The organism is Phytobacter sp. MRY16-398, from assembly GCF_003925915.1.
Classification (GTDB): domain Bacteria; phylum Pseudomonadota; class Gammaproteobacteria; order Enterobacterales; family Enterobacteriaceae; genus Phytobacter; species Phytobacter diazotrophicus.
The window spans coordinates 1074713-1094798 of sequence record NZ_AP018756.1 but is presented as its reverse complement, the minus strand read 5'-3'; the positions used below and the strand labels follow the sequence as shown (position 1 = coordinate 1094798).

Below are 20086 nucleotides of genomic sequence, written 5' to 3'. Positions count from 1 at the left end.
AGGAGTGAGAAAATAGCCACTTTCAGCAAAATGATTTTGACGTAAATCAAGCGCTTGTTATTTAAAAAATCATACAAATCGCACTTGAAAGCATAATATCTTTAGATATCAGTTTCCTGGCGTTTTACCTGCTGCCATACCTCTTCCATCGCTTCCAGGTCGATTCCGCTCATTTCCAGGCCGCGAGCGGCAACGATCCGCTCAACTTCGCGGAAACGACGTTCAAATTTCAGGTTCGCTTTTTGCAAGGCGACTTCCGCTTTTACCCCCAAATGACGCGAAAGATTGACCGTTGCGAACAACAAATCGCCCATCTCTTCTTCCAGTTTCGCCTCATCCACGACAGCCTGTTTTGCCTCATCCATCACTTCGTCGATTTCTTCGTAGACTTTGTCCAGCACCGGTCCCAGGGAGGTCCAGTCAAAGCCCACGGTTGCGCAGCGCTTCTGGATTTTGTGGGCACGCATCAATGCCGGGAGGCTATGGGGAATGTCATCGAGCGCGGAATGCTGTGACTTTTCGGCGCGCTCAGCGCTTTTAATCTGCTCCCAGCGGGCCAGCACTTCACTGCTGTTTTCCGCCTGCGCGTCACCAAAAATATGCGGATGACGGCGCTCCAGCTTGTCACTGATGGCCGCACACACATCGTCGAAGTTGAACAGATTTTGCTCCTGGGCCATTTGTGCATAAAACACCACCTGGAACAGTAAATCGCCTAATTCGCCGCGTAAATCGTCAAAATCTTCGCGGGAAATGGCATCCAGCACTTCGTACGTCTCTTCCAGGGTATAGGGTGCGATGGTGGCAAAGGTCTGTTCTTTATCCCACGGACAGCCATTTTCCGGGTCGCGCAGACGTTGCATGATGCCCAGCAGGCGGGTGATTTGAGTCATAGTTCTGTCCTGATGAAAAAAAATGCCGGGTGGCGGCGTCGCCTTACCCGGCTTACAGAAGAGTGGATTTAACCGCCGTGCAATCGACGCGCGTCGATAACGTCCGGCACCTGGTTCAGCTTGCCAAGCACACGGCCAAGCACCTGCAGGTTGTAGATTTCAATATTCATATCGATAGTGGCCAGTTGCTCTTTGGTATCACTGCGGCTGGCGACGCCCAGAACGTTAACTTTCTCGTTAGCAAGAATGGTCGTGATATCGCGCAGCAATCCGCTGCGATCGTTGGCGGTCACACGCACCACCAGCGAGTAACCTGCCGAGTAGCTTTCCCCCCACACTGCATCGACGATGCGCTCAGGCGCGTGGGTGCGCAGCTCTTCGAGTTGGTCGCAGTCCGCCCGGTGAATAGAAATCCCACGGCCCTGGGTGATAAAACCAACAATGTCATCACCGGGGATCGGCTGGCAGCAGCGTGCAATGTGATGCATCAGGTTACCCACCCCTTCCACCACTACCCGGCCATTATCTTTGCTACGGTTTTGCGGCGCGTAGGTCTTCTGCTGCAACTGTTTCAGTGCCGCGGCATCCTGCTCTTCCGCGCTCGGCTTGTTGAACTGCGACTGCAGGAAGTTGACCATCTGGTTGAGGCGTATATCGCCGCCGCCAATCGCCGCCAGCAGTTCTTCCAGATCGTTAAAGTTGTAACGCGGCAGTAGCTGTTTTTCCGCCTCTTTCAGGCTGATACCGAGATGTGCCAGTTCGTCATCAAGGATCTGACGACCTGCGAGGACGTTTTTATCCCGATCCTGCTTACGGAACCAGGCGTGGATTTTGGAACGGCCACGGCTGGTAGTAACGTACCCCAGGTTCGGGTTCAGCCAGTCACGACTCGGGTTCGGCTGCTTCTGGGTGATGATTTCTATCTGATCGCCCATCTGCAACTGGTAGGTGAACGGTACGATACGTCCGCTGATTTTCGCCCCAATGCAACGGTGCCCCACATCGCTGTGGATATGGTAAGCGAAGTCGAGCGGCGTGGAGCCGGCAGGCAAGTCCACCACATCGCCTTTCGGCGTAAACACATAGACCCGATCATCGAACACCTGGCTGCGTACCTCGTCGAGCATTTCGCCCGAATCGGCCATCTCTTCTTGCCAGGCAATCAGTTTACGCAGCCACGCGATGCGGTCTTCATAACCACGCCCGCCGCTGTTGGTGCCTGTCGTTGCGCCCTCTTTGTACTTCCAGTGCGCGGCCACGCCCAGCTCGGCGTCTTCATGCATCTGCCGGGTACGAATCTGGATTTCTACGGTTTTGCCCCCCGGCCCTAAAACTACCGTGTGGATAGACTGGTAGCCGTTCGGTTTCGGATTCGCGACATAATCATCGAACTCATCCGGCAGGTGGCGATAATGGGTGTGGACGATACCGAGCGCGGCATAGCAATCCTGCAGACGCTCGGCAACGATGCGCACCGCCCGGACATCAAACAGTTCATCGAAGGCGAGATGCTTCTTCTGCATTTTGCGCCAGATGCTGTAAATATGCTTAGGACGGCCATAAACCTCAGCTTTTACGCCCTCTTCTTTCATTTCTGAACGCAGGTGCCCAACAAACTCTTCGATGTAGTGTTCGCGGTCGATACGGCGTTCATGCAGCAATTTGGCGATGCGTTTGTATTCCGCCGGATGCAGATAGCGGAAGCAGTAATCTTCCAGTTCCCATTTGAGCTGACCGATCCCTAAGCGGTTCGCCAGCGGCGCGTAGATGTTTGTACACTCTTTCGCCGCCAGCACGCGTTCGTCTTCCGGCGCTTCTTTCACTTCACGCAGATGGGCAATACGTTCGGCAATCTTGATGACGACACAGCGGAAATCGTCCACCATCGCCAGCAGCATACGCCGCACGTTATCCACCTGCTCAGAGGAGACGGAATCGGTATGGGTGGCTTTCAACTGCCGAATAGCCGCCATATCCCGGACGCCATGAATAAGCTCGACAATCGATTTGCCCACGCTTTCACGCAGGGTATCTTCACTGACGACATCGGCATCTGCCAGCGGGAACAGCAGCGCCGCTCGCAGCGTATCGAGATCCATACTAAGCATGGAGAGAATTTCCACCATCTCAACACCGCGCCATAACAGCAGATCGGCGTGAGGATGTCCCTGTGTTTGTCGCAGACAATATTCCCAGGTTTCGGCTAAGCGTTCACACGACGGCTGGCTGGAGATACCCAGACTGGCGATCCACTTCTTAGGATCGAATTCACCCGCTTTGTTCAAATGCGCACTTCTTACCGCAACCATTGTCCTCTCCTTTAAGGGACCGAGCCTGTCGAACTCGACAAGCCGAAATTAATCACTTGTGCTCGAATAACACCATGGATTCCAGATGCCCAGTGTGCGGGAACATATCCAGCATCGCCAGCCGCTTAATCTGGTAACCCGCATTGACTAACGCTTCGCTGTCACGCGCGAGCGTCGCCGGATTACAGGAAACATACACTACTTTGCCGGGCGCTAATTTTACAATGTATTGCATAACACCAGCGGCACCCGCACGCGCGGGATCAAGAAGTATTTTATCAAAACCCTGACGCGCCCACGGCTGCTTTGTGACATCTTCTTCCAGATTTTCGTGAAAAAAGGTCACGTTCTGCAAACCATTTTGTCGGGCATTTTCACGCCCTTTCGCGACCAGTTCGCCAACCCCTTCAACGCCCACCACGCTTGCCGCCCTTTTTGCCAACGGCAAGGTAAAGTTGCCCATTCCACAGAAAAGATCCAGTACGCGATCGTCCGGCTGCACATCCAGCCATGCCAGCGCACGGGCAACCATTTGCTGATTTACGCCGTCATTGACCTGAATAAAATCCCGCGGGCTGAACGTTAAGCGTAGCCCGTCAGAGTTATACCAGGGAGATTCTCCTGTAACCTGTTCAAGTATCTCGCTTTCGGGCGCCAGAAAAAGCGCCAGTCCCTCGGAATGCGAAAAGCGTTCCAGTTTTTCCCGGTCAGCAGCACTCAGCGGCGCGGTATGGCGCAAAACCATCAGCGGACCATTATCCGCCAACACCAGTTCAACATGCCCCAAATGGCGCACCGCTTTCAGGCTCGCCAGACAGGTGTGCAGGGGCGCAAGTAATGCCTCAAGACGGGGCACCAGGACCGGGCAACGTGAGACGTTAATGATGTCGCTGGCATTTGCCTTACGAAACCCCATCTCCAGACGCTGAGTTTTAGGCTGCCAGCTTAGACTCAGGCGCGCCCGACGCCGATAGGCCCAGGGCGACGCGCAGATAACCTCTTCGACATCGTGCTTCATTAAACGGGCAAGGGCGGCGCTTTTGCTGCGCTGTTGCAGGGCCACGCTCGCATGCTGCTGCTGGCAGCCGCCGCAGACCCCGAAATGAGGACATACCGGCGCAACACGGTCAGGACTGTCGTTCAGACGACGTTTTACTTCACCGCGTGCAAACTGTCGCTTGTCTTCAATCAGAGTAATTTCCGCCGTTTCTTGCGGCAACAATCCGGGGATAAACAACGCCTTACCATTATGTCGCGCAACCCCCTGCCCAAAGGGATCGAGGTCGTTTACTGTGACAGTTATGATCTGACGCGTCGTCACGCGCCGTTTTGCAGAGTAGAATTGCGCCATTGCCGAGAATTTTCTCAATTACAGATAATGACCACATTCTCCCATAACGGAACCCCATGACCAACTACAGCCTGCGTGCGCGCATGATGATCCTGATCCTCGCCCCGACCGTATTGATCGGTGTGCTGTTGAGTATCTTCTTCGTCGTTCACCGCTATAACGACTTACAGCGTCAACTGGAAGACGCAGGTGCCAGTATCATTGAACCGCTCGCCGTCTCCAGCGAATACAGCATGACGTTGCAGGACCGTGAGGCTATTGGGCAACTGATTAGCGTATTGCACCGTCGCCATTCCGAAATCGTGCGCGGCATTTCCATTTACGATGAGCAAAATCATCTGTTCGTCACCTCAAATTTTCAGCTCGATCCGGGTGAGTTACGCCTCGCAGACGGGTCTGCACTCCCCCGGCGATTAAGCGTAACGCGTAAGGGAGACCTGATGATCCTGCGCACGCCAATCATCTCGGAGGGTTACTCGCCGGATGAGTCCGCCATATCCGACGCCAAGCCCGCCGGTAATATGCTGGGGTATGTGGCACTGGAACTGGATCTCAAATCCGTTCGTCTGCAACAGTACAAAGAAATTTTCATCTCAAGCCTGATGATTTTGTTCTGTATCGGTATTGCGCTCATTTTCGGCTGGCGACTCATGCGCGATGTCACCGGGCCGATTCGCAATATGGTTAACACGGTTGACCGTATCCGCCGCGGCCAACTGGACAGCCGGGTGGAGGGGTTTATGCTCGGCGAGCTGGACATGCTTAAGAACGGTATTAATTCGATGGCAATGTCGCTGGCGGCCTATCACGAAGAGATGCAGCACAATATCGATCAGTCCACCTCGGATCTGCGCGAAACCCTGGAGCAGATGGAGATCCAGAACGTTGAACTGGACCTGGCGAAAAAGCGCGCCCAGGAAGCGGCGCGTATTAAATCTGAGTTTCTGGCTAATATGTCGCACGAGCTGCGTACGCCGCTTAACGGGGTTATCGGTTTTACCCGCCTGACGCTGAAATCGGAGCTGAATCCCACACAGCGCGACCACATGCTGACCATTGAACGCTCGGCCAACAACCTGCTGGCTATCATCAACGATGTGCTCGATTTTTCGAAACTTGAAGCCGGGAAACTGATTCTGGAGAGTATCCCGTTCCCGTTACGCAGCGCGCTGGATGATGTGGTGACGTTGCTGGCGCACTCCGCCCATGATAAGGGACTGGAGCTGACGCTAAATATCAAAAATGATGTGCCGGATAACGTCATTGGCGACCCGCTGCGCCTGCAACAGGTGATCACCAATCTGGTGGGCAATGCCATCAAATTCACCGAAAACGGTAATATCGATATCCACGTTGAACGGCGCTCGATTAGTAACAATAAAGTGCAAATTGAGGTGCAAATCCGCGATACCGGGATTGGTATTCCGGAGCGGGATCAGTCGCGCCTGTTCCAGGCATTCCGCCAGGCCGATGCCAGTATTTCACGTCGCCACGGCGGTACCGGCCTGGGGCTGGTTATCACCCAACGGCTGGTCAACGAAATGGGCGGCGACATCTCCTTCCACAGCCAGCCTAATCGCGGCTCCACCTTCTGGTTCCACATCAACCTGGACCTGAACCCGAATGCGGTTTCCGAAGGCCCTGTTACCGGTTGTCTGGCGGGTAAACGCCTTGCCTATATCGAACCGAACGCCGCCGCGGCACAAAGCACGCTGGATGTACTGAGCACCACACCGCTCGAGGTGATTTACAGTCCGTCGTTCTCAGCGCTGCCGCCGGATCACTATGACATTCTGCTGTTGTCTGTTCCGGTCACCTTCCATGAACCGCTGACCATGCAGCATGAGAAACTCGCTGCCGCCGCGGCGATGACCGATCATCTGCTGCTGGCGCTGCCCTGCCACGCCCAGATTAACGCCGAAGCGCTGAAACAAGATGGCGCGGCGGCTTGTCTGCTCAAACCGTTAACCTCAACGCGACTGCTGCCCGCCCTGACAGAGTATTGCTGTTCAACCCGTCAGATGGACTCGATAGATATGAGCAAGCTGCCGATGACGGTGATGGCGGTGGATGACAACCCTGCCAACCTGAAATTGATCGGCGCGCTGCTGGAAGACCAGGTGCAACAGGTTGAATTGTGTGACAGCGGACCTCAGGCGGTGGAAAGGGCCAGGCAGATGCAGTTCGATCTCATTTTGATGGATATTCAGATGCCAGGCATGGACGGTATCCGCGCCTGTGAGTTGATTCACCAGCTTCCGCATCAACAGCAAACGCCGGTGATTGCGGTGACCGCCCATGCTATGGCGGGGCAGAAAGAGAAGCTGCTGAGCGCAGGCATGAATGACTATTTGGCAAAGCCGATTGAAGAAGACAAGCTTTACAATTTGCTGCTGCGCTACAAGCCCGGCGCGCTGGCCAGTAATGTTGTTGCAGCGCCGGAGCCTGTCGAACCCGACGTGCCGGCGAACGTGACGCTGGACTGGCAACTGGCGCTGCGTCAGGCGGCGGGAAAACCGGATCTGGCGCGCGAGATGCTGCAAATGCTGGTGGCTTTCCTGCCTGAGATTCGCAACAAAGTGGAAGAACAACTGGTTGGCGAGGCGCCAGAAGGGTTGCTGGATCTGATTCACAAGCTACACGGAAGCTGTGGTTACAGCGGCGTACCGCGGCTGAAAAACCTCTGTCAGCTTATTGAGCATCAGTTACGCAGCGGTGTGCCTGCTGAGGAACTGGAACCGGAGTTTCTGGAACTGCTTGATGAGATGGACAACGTCACCCGCGATGCCCGTAAAATGATGGGATAATCCTGATACCCTCTCCCACAAGAGAGGGTAATAACCAGGACAAAGCGTTTTATCTGCCCTGCCCAATTTTCAGTACAGCCGCCACGTTACGCGCGGTCATACGCACGTTTTCACCGGCGTTGGCCAGCGCATCTTCCAGCGTACAAATCTTATAAATCACGCTGAAAACCGCATCAATACCGTGATCGTGCACAACACCCACATCCGCCGTCAAACTACCCGCAATGCCAATAACCGGCACGTTATAGCGTTTCGCCACTTTCGCAACGCCGACCGGCACTTTGCCGTGCACCGTCTGGCTATCAATACGACCTTCGCCAGTGATCACCAGGTCGGCATCAGCAACATGTTTATCCAGCGCTAACGCATCGGTCACGATTTCAATGCCCTGACGCAGTTCCGCGCCGCAGAATGCGTACAGCGCAGCACCCATTCCCCCTGCCGCGCCACCACCTGCAAGGTTCAGCACATCCTGATCCAGATCGCGGGCAATGATCTTCGCATAGTGCCCCAGCGCCTGATCCAGCCGGGCGATCATTTTCGGTGTCGCGCCTTTTTGCGGACCGAAGATTGCCGAAGCACCCTCTTTACCCGTCAGCGGGTTCGTCACATCGCAGGCCACTTCAATGCGGCACTGCGCAAGACGTTTGTCCAGCTCACGAATATCGATCCTGGCGAGCGTTTCCAGTGCCGCACCGCCCGGGCCAATCTGCTGGTCTTCGTTATCCAGCAATTTCGCCCCCAGCGCCTGCACCATCCCCGCTCCACCGTCGTTGGTGGCGCTGCCGCCAATCCCGATGATGATATGCTTTACGCCTGCGTCCAGCGCATGGCGAATCAGCTCGCCGGTTCCCCATGAGGTGGTGACAAGCGGATCGCGTTGCGCGGGTGGCACCAGTTCAAGGCCGCTGGCCGCCGCCATCTCGATAAATGCACATTTTTCGTCGCCTGACAGGCCATAAAATCCGTCGACGTGTTCGCCAAGCGGGCCTTTGACTGTAACCGAAACGATGCGCCCGCAGGTCGCGGCAACCATGGCTTCAACCGTCCCTTCTCCGCCATCCGCAACCGGCAATTTTACATATTCAGCCGTCGGGAAAATTTCGCGAAACCCGCTTTCAATCGCGGTCGCCACATCCAGAGCACTCAAACTTTCTTTATAAGAGTCAGGTGCGATAACTATTTTCATAAGCCATCCTTACGCATATTCACTGCCGCAAGCATATACCCGGAAGCTTCTGGAAAATGCCAGCCCGGGCATGGGCTGGCAATTCCATTAACGCACCATGCAAGGACGTTTGTTGTCGAACGTCCAGCCGGGGATAAGGTACTGCATCCCCATTGCATCGTCGCGCGCGCCCAGACCGTGTTTCTGATACAGCTCGTGCGCCTTCATCACCTGATCCATATCCAGCTCCACGCCCAGACCCGGCGTTGTCGGCACCTGCACCATCCCGCCTTTAATCTCAAACGGCTCTCGGGTCAGACGCTGGTTGCCCTCCTGCCAGATCCAGTGGGTGTCGATGGCGGTGATTTTACCCGGCGCCGCGGCCGCCACGTGGGTGAACATCGCCAGCGAGATGTCGAAGTGGTTGTTGGAGTGGGAGCCCCAGGTCAGGCCGAACTCGTGGCACATCTGCGCCACACGCACGGAGCCCTGCATGGTCCAGAAGTGCGGGTCCGCCAGCGGGATATCCACCGACTGCAGGGAGAGGGTGTGCCCCATCTGACGCCAGTCGGTGGCAATCATGTTGGTGGCGGTCGGCAGGCCGGTGGCACGGCGGAACTCCGCCATCACTTCACGCCCGGAGAAGCCCTGCTCCGCGCCACACGGGTCTTCCGCATAGGCCAGCGAGCCTTTCAGGTACTTACCGATGCTGATGGCTTCGTTCAGGGACCAGGCGCCGTTCGGGTCGAGGGTGACGCGGGCCTGCGGGAAGCGCTTCGCCAGGGCGACAATGGATTCCGCCTCTTCTTCACCGGCCAGCACGCCGCCTTTCAGTTTGAAGTCATTGAAGCCGTATTTTTCATACGCGGCTTCCGCCAGACGTACCACGGCATCCGGGGTCATCGCCTCGTCATGACGCAGACGGTACCAGTCGCATTTGTCATCCGGCTGGCTCTGATAAGGCAGCGGCGTCGCCTTACGGTTGCCGACGAAGAACAGGTAGCCGAGCATTTCCACTTCGCTGCGCTGCTGGCCGTCACCAAGCAGGGAGGCGACGTTGACGCCCAGGTGTTTGCCCAGCAGGTCGAGCATCGCGGCTTCAATGGCGGTAACCACGTGGATGGTGGTGCGCAGGTCAAAAGTCTGCAGGCCGCGGCCCGCGGCGTCGCGGTCAGCAAAGGCGCTGCGCACCTCATTGAGGACATTTTTGTAGGCGCCGAGGGTTTTGCCGATAATCAGCGGCGTCGCGTCTTCCAGAGTCTGGCGGATTTTTTCGCCGCCGGGGACTTCGCCGACGCCGGTGTTGCCGGCGTTGTCGGTGATGATAACGATGTTACGGGTGAAGAACGGCGCATGCGCACCGCTCAGGTTCATCAGCATGCTGTCATGCCCGGCGACCGGGATGACCTTCACTGACGTAACAACAGGAGTCGAACTTTGAGCGCTCATATTTTATCCTTTTACTCTGTCACTGACGTCCAAATACCGGGCGTTTTCTGTCAAATTTCCAGCCGGGGATCAGGTACTGCATCGGACCTGCGTCGTTACGCGCACCGCCTGGCAGGCTTTTGTAGATGGCATGGGCTTTTTCAATCTGCGCCCAGTCAATCTCCACGCCGAGCCCCGGGGCATCCGGTACCGCAATCTGCCCGCCTTTGATTTCCAGCGGCTGTTTCGTCAGGCGCGCCTCGCCTTCCTGCCAGATCCAGTGGGTGTCGATGGCCGTCGGATTACCCGGCGCCGCCGCGCCAACGTGGGTGAACATCGCCAGTGAAATATCGAAGTGGTTATTGGAGTGGCAACCCCAGGTCAGACCCCAGTCATCACACAGTTGCGCCACACGTACCGCCCCGGAGAGCGTCCAGAAGTGCGGGTCCGCAAGAGGGATGTCTACCGCATTCAGCATTACAGAGTGGCCCATTTCACGCCAGTTAGTGGCGATCATATTGGTGGCAACGGGCAGACCGGTGGCGCGACGGAATTCCGCCATCACTTCACGCCCGGAGAAGCCCTGCTCTGCGCCACACGGATCTTCCGCGTAGGTCAATACATCCTGGAGGTCTTTGCACAGTTCAATGGCTTCATCAAGCAGCCATGCGCCATTCGGGTCCACGGTGATACGCGCATCCGGGAAGCGTTTTTTCAGGGCGCGGGCCGCGTCAATTTCCTGCTCGCCCGGCAGCACGCCGCCTTTCAGTTTGAAGTCTTTAAAACCGTAACGGTCCTGAGACGCCTCGGCCAGACGCACAACCGCGTCGCTGTTCATCGCTTCCTGATGACGCAGACGGTACCAGTCGTGATTGCCATCGGTTTTATCAAGGTATGGCAGGTCGGTTTTGGTGCGGTCACCGATATAGAACAGATACCCCAGGACGGTTACGGCATCACGCTGTTTGCCCGGCCCCAGCAGCTCGCAGACCGGCACGTTCAGCGCTTTACCTAACAGATCGAGCAGTGCGGCTTCAAGTGCGGCCACGGCATTAACGCGCAGTTCAAACGTCCATGCGCCTTTGCCAAAATTATCGAAATCGCTCGCCTGATTACCCTTATGAACGCGCTGAACCACTTTGTTCAGCCGCGCCACCTCCTGCCCCAGCACCATCGGAATAGCATCCACCAGCGTCTGGTAAATCACTTCCCCACCCGGTGCTTCGCCAACGCCGGTGTTACCGGCGTTGTCTGTCAGTACCACGATGTTACGTGTGAAATAAGCGTTATGCGCACCGCCAATGTTCAATAACATGCTGTCATGACCGGCAACCGGAATGACTTTCATATCTGTAATGACGGGGCTTGCTTGCGTACTCATAATTATCGTCCTGTGACAGGTTTCAATTCGATACGTTTGATATCTCCCACCAATACCAGGTAGCTCAGTACTGCCACCAGGGCATGGATACCAACGTAGATCAGCGCGCCGTTAAACGAGCCTGTAGTCCCAACGATGTAACCGATAGCAATCGGGGTAACGATACCGGAGATGTTACCGAACATATTGAACAGACCACCGCTCAGACCGCTGATTTCCTTCGGCGCCGTGTCGGCCATAACAGCCCAGCCCAACGCACCGATGCCTTTACCGAAGAACGCCATGGACATGAAACCGATAATCATCCATTCAACGTCGGTGTAGTTACAGAACACCATCACCATAGAGAGCAACATGCCAAGTACGATGGGGGTTTTACGTGCAATATTCAGAGAGCCCGTACGACGCATTAACCAGTCAGAGATAATCCCGCCGAGCACACCACCCGCAAATCCACAAATTGCCGGGATGGACGCGATAAAACCCGCTTTCAAAATAGACATACCGCGAGCCTGAACCAGGTAAACCGGGAACCAGGTGATAAAGAAGTATGTCAGGGCATTGATGCAATACTGACCCAGGTAAACACCAATCATCATACGGGAGCCAAGCAGTTGCTTGATTTGACCCCATTTTTCGCTGAACGGGACTTTCGCTTTCCCGCTTTTCTGATCCATGTTGATCAGTGCGCCGCCTTCTGCGATGTATTCGAGCTCTTTCTTGTTCACCTTCGGATGCTGGTTCGGTTCGTAAATCACTTTCAGCCAAATGAAGCTGATAACGATACCCAGACCACCCATAAAGAAGAACACGTGCGACCAACCCACCTCATGGGTTAACCAACCCATAATCGGGGCGAAAATTACCGTTGCGAAGTACTGTGCGGAGTTGAAAATCGCGACTGCCGTCCCCCTTTCCTGTGCCGGGAACCAGGCCGCGACGATGCGACTGTTACCAGGGAAGGATGGCGATTCGGCCAGCCCTACCAGGAAGCGCAGGGTGAACAGCGCAACGATGATACCGAAGCCACTGAATACATCGACAAACCCTTGCAGCAGGGTAAACAGGGACCAAATGAAAATGGACCAGAAATAAACACGTTTGGAACCGAAGCGGTCAAGCAGCCAGCCACCCGGAATCTGCCCTATAACATAGGCCCAGGAAAACGCGGAGAAAACATAACCCATACCGATTGGATCAAGGCCGATATCTTTGGCCATTTCTGACCCGGCGATTGACAGCGTGGCGCGGTCACCGTAGTTGAAGGATGTGACGATAAACAACATCACCACTATCCAGTAGCGAGCATTGGTACGCTTTTCAGCGCTGCTCGCTGCTTGGCTTAATGTACTCATTGTTGTACTCCCGAAGCATAAATGTTCATGTACATTCATCCGGAACAGGACAACCTGTAGGGGTGAACCGAATGATGTATTTGTGTTTTTTGCAGTTTTACTGCCGGGTCGCTATTCCCTGCGTACTGCGTTTTTTTAACTTGCGGGAAAAGTATAAAAAGGGGTACCTGAACACTCACCGTGCAACAACACAACATTGTGTGGTCACGGCATGAAGGTTTCTTGCAAAAGCCCAGGGGGATGGGGACTAACTCACGGAAATGAAAAGTTGAGGCGCTAACATTTGGTTAAAAGTCAGCCTGTTTTGAATAATGTGAAACGCATCGCTTGACGCAGTGTAAATGCACTTTTTACCCCTCAGGAGAAGAGGGTTTTTACTGGCAAACGCCCAATGCTTACTCGATTCAGTTGCCGCATAATGTGCCGCGTCGCTATTTTACCGCTTACCGCCAGATAAGGGGGTTGCCCTCCTGTAGGGGGAGGGCAAAACCTCATTTTAACAATGTCGCCCAGTGTTCCACCCACGGGTTAGAAACCGACTCAGGCTCGGGATCCTCGCTGGCATCGATCAGCAAAACGTCTCCCACGCGCTGCGCACTTTGTTCCTGCAATAACGCGTCAAACTGTTTTCCGCCACCGCAGAAATTTGTATAGGTGCTGTCGCCCAGGGCAATCACACAATAACGCAGCGCTGGCTGATAGCCGATTTTGTCACGAATGTACTGAAACAACGGCACAATACTGTCCGGCAAATCACCCTGCCCGGTCGTTGATGTCACCACCAGCGCATACTTATCTTTATAAGCATCCCAGTCCGCAGGTTCCGGATCTTCAAATACCGTAGCGCTGTGCCCATGTTCGCCCAGAATCGTTTGTGCCTCTTCGGCCACCAGCAACGCATTGCCGTACATGGTGCCAACGAAAATTCCGACTTCCGCCATGGTGCTCACTCCTTGCGTTAAATGTGAATCCCGCCATCCTGACCGCACGGCGAGACAAACTCAACCCTTTCATTGTCAGGGAGAAGCCCCTGCCAGCCAAACTGCGACAACGCCCGCATCCAGACATCATCCAGCCCGGCATGCAGCGTCAGCGGTTCGCCGGTAAAGGGGTGAGTGAGCGTTAACTGACTGGCATGGAGCATCAGTCGGTTACAGCCAAAATGTTCTGCCGCACTGCGGTTCTGACGCAAATCACCGTGTTTGCTGTCGCCGATAATCGGATGGCGTAAATGGGCGAGATGGCGACGGAGCTGATGCTTACGCCCGGTTTGTGGGAGCAGTTCCACCAGGCCGTAACGTGTGGTCGGAAATTTACTGGTCGCCACCGGCATTTCGGTCGCCGCCATCCCGCGATAATGCGTCACCGCTGGCTGAGGGCCTTTATCTTCCCGGGCAAATTTGTCCGCGATTTTATCCAGCTCTTCAACCAGCGGATAATCCAGCACCGCCTCGTCCATCAGCCAGCCGCGCACGATCGCATGGTAGCGCTTCTGAATTTGGTGCTGCTCAAATTGCTGCGCCAGAAGACGCCCCGCCTCGCTCGACAGCCCCATCAGCAATACACCGGAGGTTGGTCTGTCGAGACGATGCGCAGTAAAGACATGCTGGCCTATCTGGTCGCGGACGGTTTGCATCACCACCACTTTTTCATCCCGATCAAGCCAGCTTCGATGTACCAACCAGCCTGAGGGTTTATTCACCGCAACCAGCCATTCGTCCTGATAGATAATCTCAAGCATCAGGCATCATCATTTGAGAAGAGCGCGTCGAGCTCTTGCAATTGCACAAGAATGACATCACGCGCGGGATGCGTCGCCTCGAGCGCAATTTCATAGTAAGGCGCAATGGCGAAGGATTCAGGCAGCGGATGCTCACCGTCCAGCAAGGCGTGCATGCGGGGAATCAACACCCATTGCAGCCACTCGTACGGTTCGAGGGTATCCATACAGAAAGGTTGAGTACTGTTGAACACGCTGGCATCCGGCGCAACGGACTGCCATTGGTTATGCTCACGTAACAGCGCCTCGATAAGCTGTAATTGCTGGCGCACGCGGGAAGGAAGCGTCATGAAAACCTCGATAACAAACGAACTGGCGCGCAGGATAGCATCTGTAGCGAGAAATAAAAAAAGGGAGCACTGTAAAAACAGTGCTCCCGGTTCGTTTCGCAGCAATCCAGCTACTTTTCGTGCTCCCTGCTCATCCTTGACAACTTTTCCTGCGGGTCTCCTGACCCTTGTTCATCCTTAAACTAGCGCATCCTGCCCACACCACCCCGATGTGGATTAGCCTCATCCGTAAAGCGTGTCCTTGATCTTCCTGATCCACCGAACATCCTGACCGGCTCTCGTTCTCCCTCCTGGAGGTGTCCTTTAATGCGTTCCTGCATTTTCCCTTTTACTTCATCCAGAAGCCTGTCCGTGAAGCACCATCCTGGTGTATCCCGTCTCGAAACAACATCATCCTGATGTTCGTTTCAGTGTGCGACTCCTTGTCGACGCAGATAGAATTACCCATTCCTCTTCGTCTTACAAGTGCGCCTAAGGCAAATATTTCCCCTGCTAACTATAATTTAACTAAGGTTATTATTTTCAATTTATTGATTTTATTATCAAAAACTAACAAAGAGACGTAGACCATAGGAAAGCAAGCAGGCGATCTCTCACAAGCTTTGTAAGAGATCTCTCACAAGAGGAATAGCAATAAAGATTACAGAACAGGCTCAAGTTGATTGAGGAAGTCCGCAAGATCTGAGGAAAGAACCGTACGCTGGCGGGTGCCCAATGTTTCTTTAATGACTTCACCGCTCAAGTTACACAGCGAAATCACATCAATGTCGCTGTCCAGAGTAGCAATAAAAAGTGTAGGCGAAAGCTTAAGTCTTTTCTGGGTGACCAGGTGGCCAATCAGGTTCTCCTGAACTCGCTGGAAATCGTCAGCGCTCCAGGTTTGCAGTAGTGTAAGCGTTTCCCCACGGAATGTCGCTTGCATATCCCCGGCAAATTGTGTGGTGTAAAACACGCGAAGCGCAGGTTGTACCATAATATCCAGCGCGCGTTCAATCGCGTTTACATTTTGCTCCGGTAAAAACGGCTGCGGCTGCCACGTGACGAGGGTATCGGTCGAGGAGATAATGCACGGTGAAGGCACGCCATACAGCTCTTCACTTTGCGGCCAGGTACCGTATGACTGCTGCCATGCATCGCAATAGCGCGTAGTAAACGCTTTCAGGGCAAGGGCTATCTCTTTTTCCACCGCTTTCTCTCTTTATCTAAGCCAGGATACACTTTGCCTATTAGTGTACCCGTAAATATGGCGATGAAACATGTCTTCCTATGATAACCACCAGGCGCTGTCTGGCCTGACGCTTGGCAAAACCACCGACTACCGCGATCGCTACGACGCCAGCCTGCTGCAAGGTGTTCCCCGCAGCCTGAACCGCGATCCGCTGGGATTAAAAGCAGAGAATCTCCCCTTCCAGGGCGCAGATATCTGGACGCTCTATGAACTCTCCTGGCTTAACGCCAACGGTCTGCCGCAGGTGGCGGTCGGCCATGTGGAGTTAAACTACGCCAGCATCAATCTGGTGGAGTCAAAAAGCTTTAAGCTTTACCTTAACAGTTTTAATCAGACCCGCTTCGCGAGCTGGGATGAGGTACGTGAGACGCTTGAGCGCGATCTTAGCGCCTGCGCGCAAGGCGAGGTTTCCGTCGCGCTATACCGGCTCGATGAAATTGAAGGCCAGCCTATTGCCCACTTCCACGGCACCTGCATCGATGACCAGGATATCGTGATTGATAACTACGACTTCGACGCGGCACTGTTGACTGACGCGGCGAGCGGCAAAGTGGTGGAAGAGACGCTGGTTAGCCATCTGCTCAAATCGAACTGTCTTATCACCCACCAACCCGACTGGGGCTCCGTGCAAATCCAGTATCGTGGTCCGAAAATCGACCGGGAAAAGCTGCTGCGTTATCTGGTCTCCTTCCGTCATCATAATGAATTTCATGAGCAGTGCGTCGAGCGCATCTTTACCGACATTCAGCGTTTTTGTCAGCCAGAAAGCTTAAGCGTTTACGCCCGTTACACCCGACGTGGTGGGCTGGATATCAACCCGTGGCGCACAAATACCCGGTTTATTCCCGCAACCGGGCGTCTGGTTCGCCAGTAAACACACAATTTTTTGCTATCTGCGAGGGAGATTCATCGCGGCAGGTTGTTAAACGTCATAACCCGAGGCTATTGTAATCATCAGGGAAGATACAATTTTCATCCCGTAAGGAGTTCACTTGATTACACATATTAGCCCGCTTGGCTCGATGGATATGTTGTCGCAACTGGAAGTCGACATGCTGAAACGCACGGCCAGTAGCGACCTGTATCAACTGTTTCGTAACTGTTCACTCGCAGTACTTAACTCCGGAAGTCTGACTGATAACAGCAAAGAGCTGCTCTCTCGTTATGAAAGTTTTGATATCAACGTCTTACGCCGTGAACGCGGCGTAAAACTGGAGCTTATTAACCCGCCAGAAGATGCGTTTGTCGACGGGCGTATTATTCGCGCGTTGCAGGCAAACCTCTTCGCCGTCCTGCGCGATATTTTGTTTGTGAATGGACAAATTCACAGCGCCGGGCGACTCCAGCATCTGAATCTTGAAGATTCAATTCATATAACCAACCTGGTCTTCTCCATTTTGCGCAATGCCCGCGCGCTGCACGTTGGTGAAGCGCCGAACATGGTCGTGTGCTGGGGCGGTCACTCCATCAACGAAACGGAATACCTGTATGCGCGCCGCGTCGGCACCCAGTTGGGCTTGCGCGAACTGAACATCTGCACCGGTTGCGGTCCAGGTGCGATGGAAGCGCCGATGAAAGGCGCGGCGGTGGGGCACGCGCAGCAACGCTATAAAGATGGGCGTTTTATCGGGATGACCGAACCCTCGATCATTGCTGCTGAGCCGCCTAACCCGCTGGTCAACGAACTGATCATCATGCCGGACATTGAAAAACGTCTGGAAGCCTTTGTCCGCATCGCCCACGGCATCATTATCTTCCCGGGTGGGGTGGGTACAGCAGAAGAGCTGCTTTATCTGCTGGGTATTTTGATGAACCCGGCCAACAAAGATCAGGTGTTGCCGCTGATCCTTACCGGGCCGAAAGAAAGCGCAGACTATTTCCGCGTGCTGGATGAGTTTATCGTCAATACGCTGGGAGAAAGCGCACGTCGCCACTATCGCATCGTCATTAACGACGCTGCCGAAGTAGCCCGCCTGATGAAAAAAGCCATGCCGCAGGTGAAAGAGAATCGTCGCGAAACCGGCGATGCTTACAGCTTCAACTGGTCAATTCGTATTGCGCCGGATCTGCAGGTACCGTTCGAACCGACGCACGAAAACATGGCGAACCTGAAACTGTATCCTGACCAACCCGTGGAAGTTCTGGCAGCCGATCTGCGCAGGGCCTTCTCGGGCATCGTCACCGGTAACGTGAAGGAAATGGGTATCCAGGCCATTGAAAAATACGGACCGTACAAAATTCATGGCGACCGCGACATGATGCGTCGTATGGATGATTTACTGCAAGGCTTCGTCGCTCAGCACCGTATGAAGCTGCCGGGCTCGGCCTACATTCCTTGCTACGAAATCTGCACCTGAACCATAAGGGCGGCCTATGTCGCCCTCTCTTTTTCCTGGCCAGCCAATCGTTTGCGTCGCTCTGACGCCACATATAAATATTCATAAAACCTATATTAATGCTGATAAAACGCTAAAACACGCAAATCAGGCAGGCCTTTTATCGCGTTTTAACTTACATACTTTGCTTGTGAATCCCGCCAATGATAGCCTTCGCGCCCATAAATTTCATGCGGCGATCTGTTCGCAGAGCTTTACCCCAACAATAACCGTATAAAAAGTGGATTATTGCATTTGCGATCGGGATCACTGATCCATCCATAACATAAATGTATCGTGCCGCCCGCCAATAGTTACGAGATGAAATTATAAAAAAACCGTAAAAGCGCAGAATTTCGTATTACCGCCGTGTTCTTTGGCATTGGATTTGACCAAAAAGCGGCATTTACTTTCCCTGGAGATATTAGATGGAAACGACTCAAACCGGCACCGTTGCTTCAATCGAGACCCGAAGCGCATGGCGTAAAACGGACACCATGTGGATGCTCGGACTGTATGGCACCGCCATTGGCGCAGGGGTTCTGTTCCTGCCGATTAACGCGGGCGTAGGTGGGATGATCCCGCTGATTATTATGGCGATTCTCGCCTTCCCAATGACCTTCTTCGCCCACCGCGGCCTGACCCGTTTCGTCCTCTCAGGTAAAAACCCAGGGGAAGACATCACCGAAGTTGTAGAAGAACATTTCGGTAAAGGCGCCGGTAAGCTGATTACCCTGCTCTATTTCTTTGCTATCTACCCAATCCTGTTGGTCTACAGCGTGGCGATTACCAATACGGTGGAAAGCTTTATGACCCACCAGTTGGCCTTAACCCCGCCGCCGCGCGCAATCCTGTCGCTGATTCTGATCGTCGGCATGATGACCATCGTACGTTTCGGTGAGCAAATGATCGTCAAAGCGATGAGTATTCTGGTGTTCCCGTTCGTGGTGGCACTGATGATGCTGGCGCTGTACCTGATTCCACAGTGGAGCACCAGCGCGCTGGATACTCTCTCTTTGAGCAGCGCAAGTGCATCAGGCAATGGGCTGTGGATGACGCTGTGGCTGGCGATTCCGGTGATGGTCTTCTCCTTTAACCATTCGCCGATTATCTCCTCTTTCGCAGTCGCAAAACGCGAAGAGTATGGCGTGGAAGCCGAACGTAAATGTTCGCGCATTCTCTCTTACGCGCACATCATGATGGTACTGACCGTGATGTTCTTCGTGTTCAGTTGTGTACTGAGCCTCTCCCCGGCAGACCTGGCGGCGGCAAAAGCACAGAACATCTCCATTCTGTCGTACCTGGCAAACCACTTTAACGCACCGATCATCGCCTGGATGGCACCGATTATCGCGATTATCGCCATTACCAAATCCTTCCTCGGCCACTATCTGGGTGCGCGTGAAGGCTTTAACGGGATGGTGATTAAATCCCTGCGCGGTAAAGGTAAATCCATCGAAATCAACAAACTGAACAAAATTACCGCGCTGTTTATGCTGGTAACCACCTGGGCCGTTGCGACGCTGAACCCGAGCATTCTCGGCATGATCGAAACCCTGGGCGGCCCGATTATCGCGATGATTCTGTTCCTGATGCCGATGTACGCCATTCATAAAGTACCGGCCATGCGTAAATACAGCGGCCATATCAGCAACATCTTTGTTGTTGTAATGGGTCTTATCGCTATCTCCGCCATCTTCTTCTCTCTGTTCAGCTAATCC

At 54.2% G+C, this 20086-nt stretch carries 15 protein-coding genes; 4 read left to right on the top strand and 11 right to left on the bottom strand.

Going from position 1 to position 20086, the window contains the following annotated elements:
• Positions 1-101: 101 nt before the first annotated feature.
• The 3 genes from mazG to rlmD all read right to left on the bottom strand — a co-directional run bounded on the left by mazG (position 102) and on the right by rlmD (position 4553).
• Positions 102-893 (bottom strand): nucleoside triphosphate pyrophosphohydrolase, encoded by a 792-nt coding sequence (mazG, locus tag MRY16398_RS05200; RefSeq protein ID WP_108700705.1) that lies wholly within the window; start codon positions 891-893, stop codon positions 102-104.
• A gap of 68 nt (positions 894-961) precedes the next feature.
• Positions 962-3202 carry a GTP diphosphokinase gene (gene relA, locus MRY16398_RS05195; RefSeq protein ID WP_039077703.1) on the bottom strand — a complete coding sequence of 747 codons (2241 nt, stop codon included), beginning with the start codon at positions 3200-3202 and terminating at the stop codon, positions 962-964.
• A 52-nt stretch (positions 3203-3254) separates the two neighbouring features.
• A complete protein-coding gene (gene rlmD, locus MRY16398_RS05190) occupies positions 3255-4553 on the bottom strand; it encodes a 23S rRNA (uracil(1939)-C(5))-methyltransferase RlmD (protein WP_125123935.1) in 1299 nt (432 codons plus the stop codon).
• Between the two features lie 56 nt (positions 4554-4609).
• On the opposite strand from rlmD, the gene barA reads away from it, so the two are divergent.
• On the top strand, positions 4610-7360 hold the full coding sequence (barA, locus tag MRY16398_RS05185; protein WP_125123934.1) for a two-component sensor histidine kinase BarA: 2751 nt from the start codon (positions 4610-4612) through the stop codon (positions 7358-7360).
• A 49-nt stretch (positions 7361-7409) separates the two neighbouring features.
• On the opposite strand, the gene MRY16398_RS05180 is transcribed toward barA, so the two are convergent.
• The 8 genes from MRY16398_RS05180 to syd all read right to left on the bottom strand — a co-directional run bounded on the left by MRY16398_RS05180 (position 7410) and on the right by syd (position 15948).
• A complete protein-coding gene (locus MRY16398_RS05180; RefSeq protein ID WP_071193826.1) occupies positions 7410-8549 on the bottom strand; it encodes a glycerate kinase in 1140 nt (379 codons plus the stop codon).
• An 87-nt stretch (positions 8550-8636) separates the two neighbouring features.
• A complete protein-coding gene (gudD, locus tag MRY16398_RS05175; protein WP_125123933.1) occupies positions 8637-9977 on the bottom strand; it encodes a glucarate dehydratase in 1341 nt (446 codons plus the stop codon).
• A 19-nt stretch (positions 9978-9996) separates the two neighbouring features.
• The gene (locus tag MRY16398_RS05170) at positions 9997-11337 is read right to left on the bottom strand and encodes an enolase C-terminal domain-like protein (RefSeq protein WP_071194388.1); all 1341 of its coding nucleotides are present in this window, start codon (positions 11335-11337) and stop codon (positions 9997-9999) included.
• A 2-nt stretch (positions 11338-11339) separates the two neighbouring features.
• A complete protein-coding gene (locus MRY16398_RS05165; RefSeq protein WP_039077080.1) occupies positions 11340-12692 on the bottom strand; it encodes an MFS transporter in 1353 nt (450 codons plus the stop codon).
• 491 nt (positions 12693-13183) lie between these two features.
• Positions 13184-13633, bottom strand: coding sequence for a flavodoxin (locus MRY16398_RS05160; protein WP_125123932.1), 450 nt, complete (start codon positions 13631-13633; stop codon positions 13184-13186).
• Positions 13634-13650: 17 nt separating this feature from the next.
• Positions 13651-14433, bottom strand: a complete 783-nt coding sequence (gene truC / locus MRY16398_RS05155; protein WP_039077082.1) for a tRNA pseudouridine(65) synthase TruC — start codon at positions 14431-14433, stop codon at positions 13651-13653.
• Positions 14433-14762, bottom strand: a complete 330-nt coding sequence (locus MRY16398_RS05150) for a YqcC family protein (protein ID WP_039077097.1) — start codon at positions 14760-14762, stop codon at positions 14433-14435. Before MRY16398_RS05150 ends, truC begins: the two co-directional genes overlap by 1 nt.
• A gap of 640 nt (positions 14763-15402) precedes the next feature.
• Positions 15403-15948, bottom strand: a complete 546-nt coding sequence (gene syd / locus MRY16398_RS05140) for a SecY-interacting protein (protein WP_039077083.1) — start codon at positions 15946-15948, stop codon at positions 15403-15405.
• A 70-nt stretch (positions 15949-16018) separates the two neighbouring features.
• On the opposite strand from syd, the gene queF reads away from it, so the two are divergent.
• From queF to MRY16398_RS05125, 3 genes are all read left to right on the top strand, one after another.
• On the top strand, positions 16019-16864 hold the full coding sequence (gene queF, locus MRY16398_RS05135; protein ID WP_079498496.1) for an NADPH-dependent 7-cyano-7-deazaguanine reductase QueF: 846 nt from the start codon (positions 16019-16021) through the stop codon (positions 16862-16864).
• 118 nt (positions 16865-16982) lie between these two features.
• Positions 16983-18347 (top strand): nucleotide 5'-monophosphate nucleosidase PpnN, encoded by a 1365-nt coding sequence (gene ppnN / locus MRY16398_RS05130; RefSeq protein ID WP_039077085.1) that lies wholly within the window; start codon positions 16983-16985, stop codon positions 18345-18347.
• Between the two features lie 446 nt (positions 18348-18793).
• On the top strand, positions 18794-20083 hold the full coding sequence (locus MRY16398_RS05125; RefSeq protein WP_039077086.1) for an HAAAP family serine/threonine permease: 1290 nt from the start codon (positions 18794-18796) through the stop codon (positions 20081-20083).
• The last annotated feature ends 3 nt before the right edge of the window (positions 20084-20086 follow it).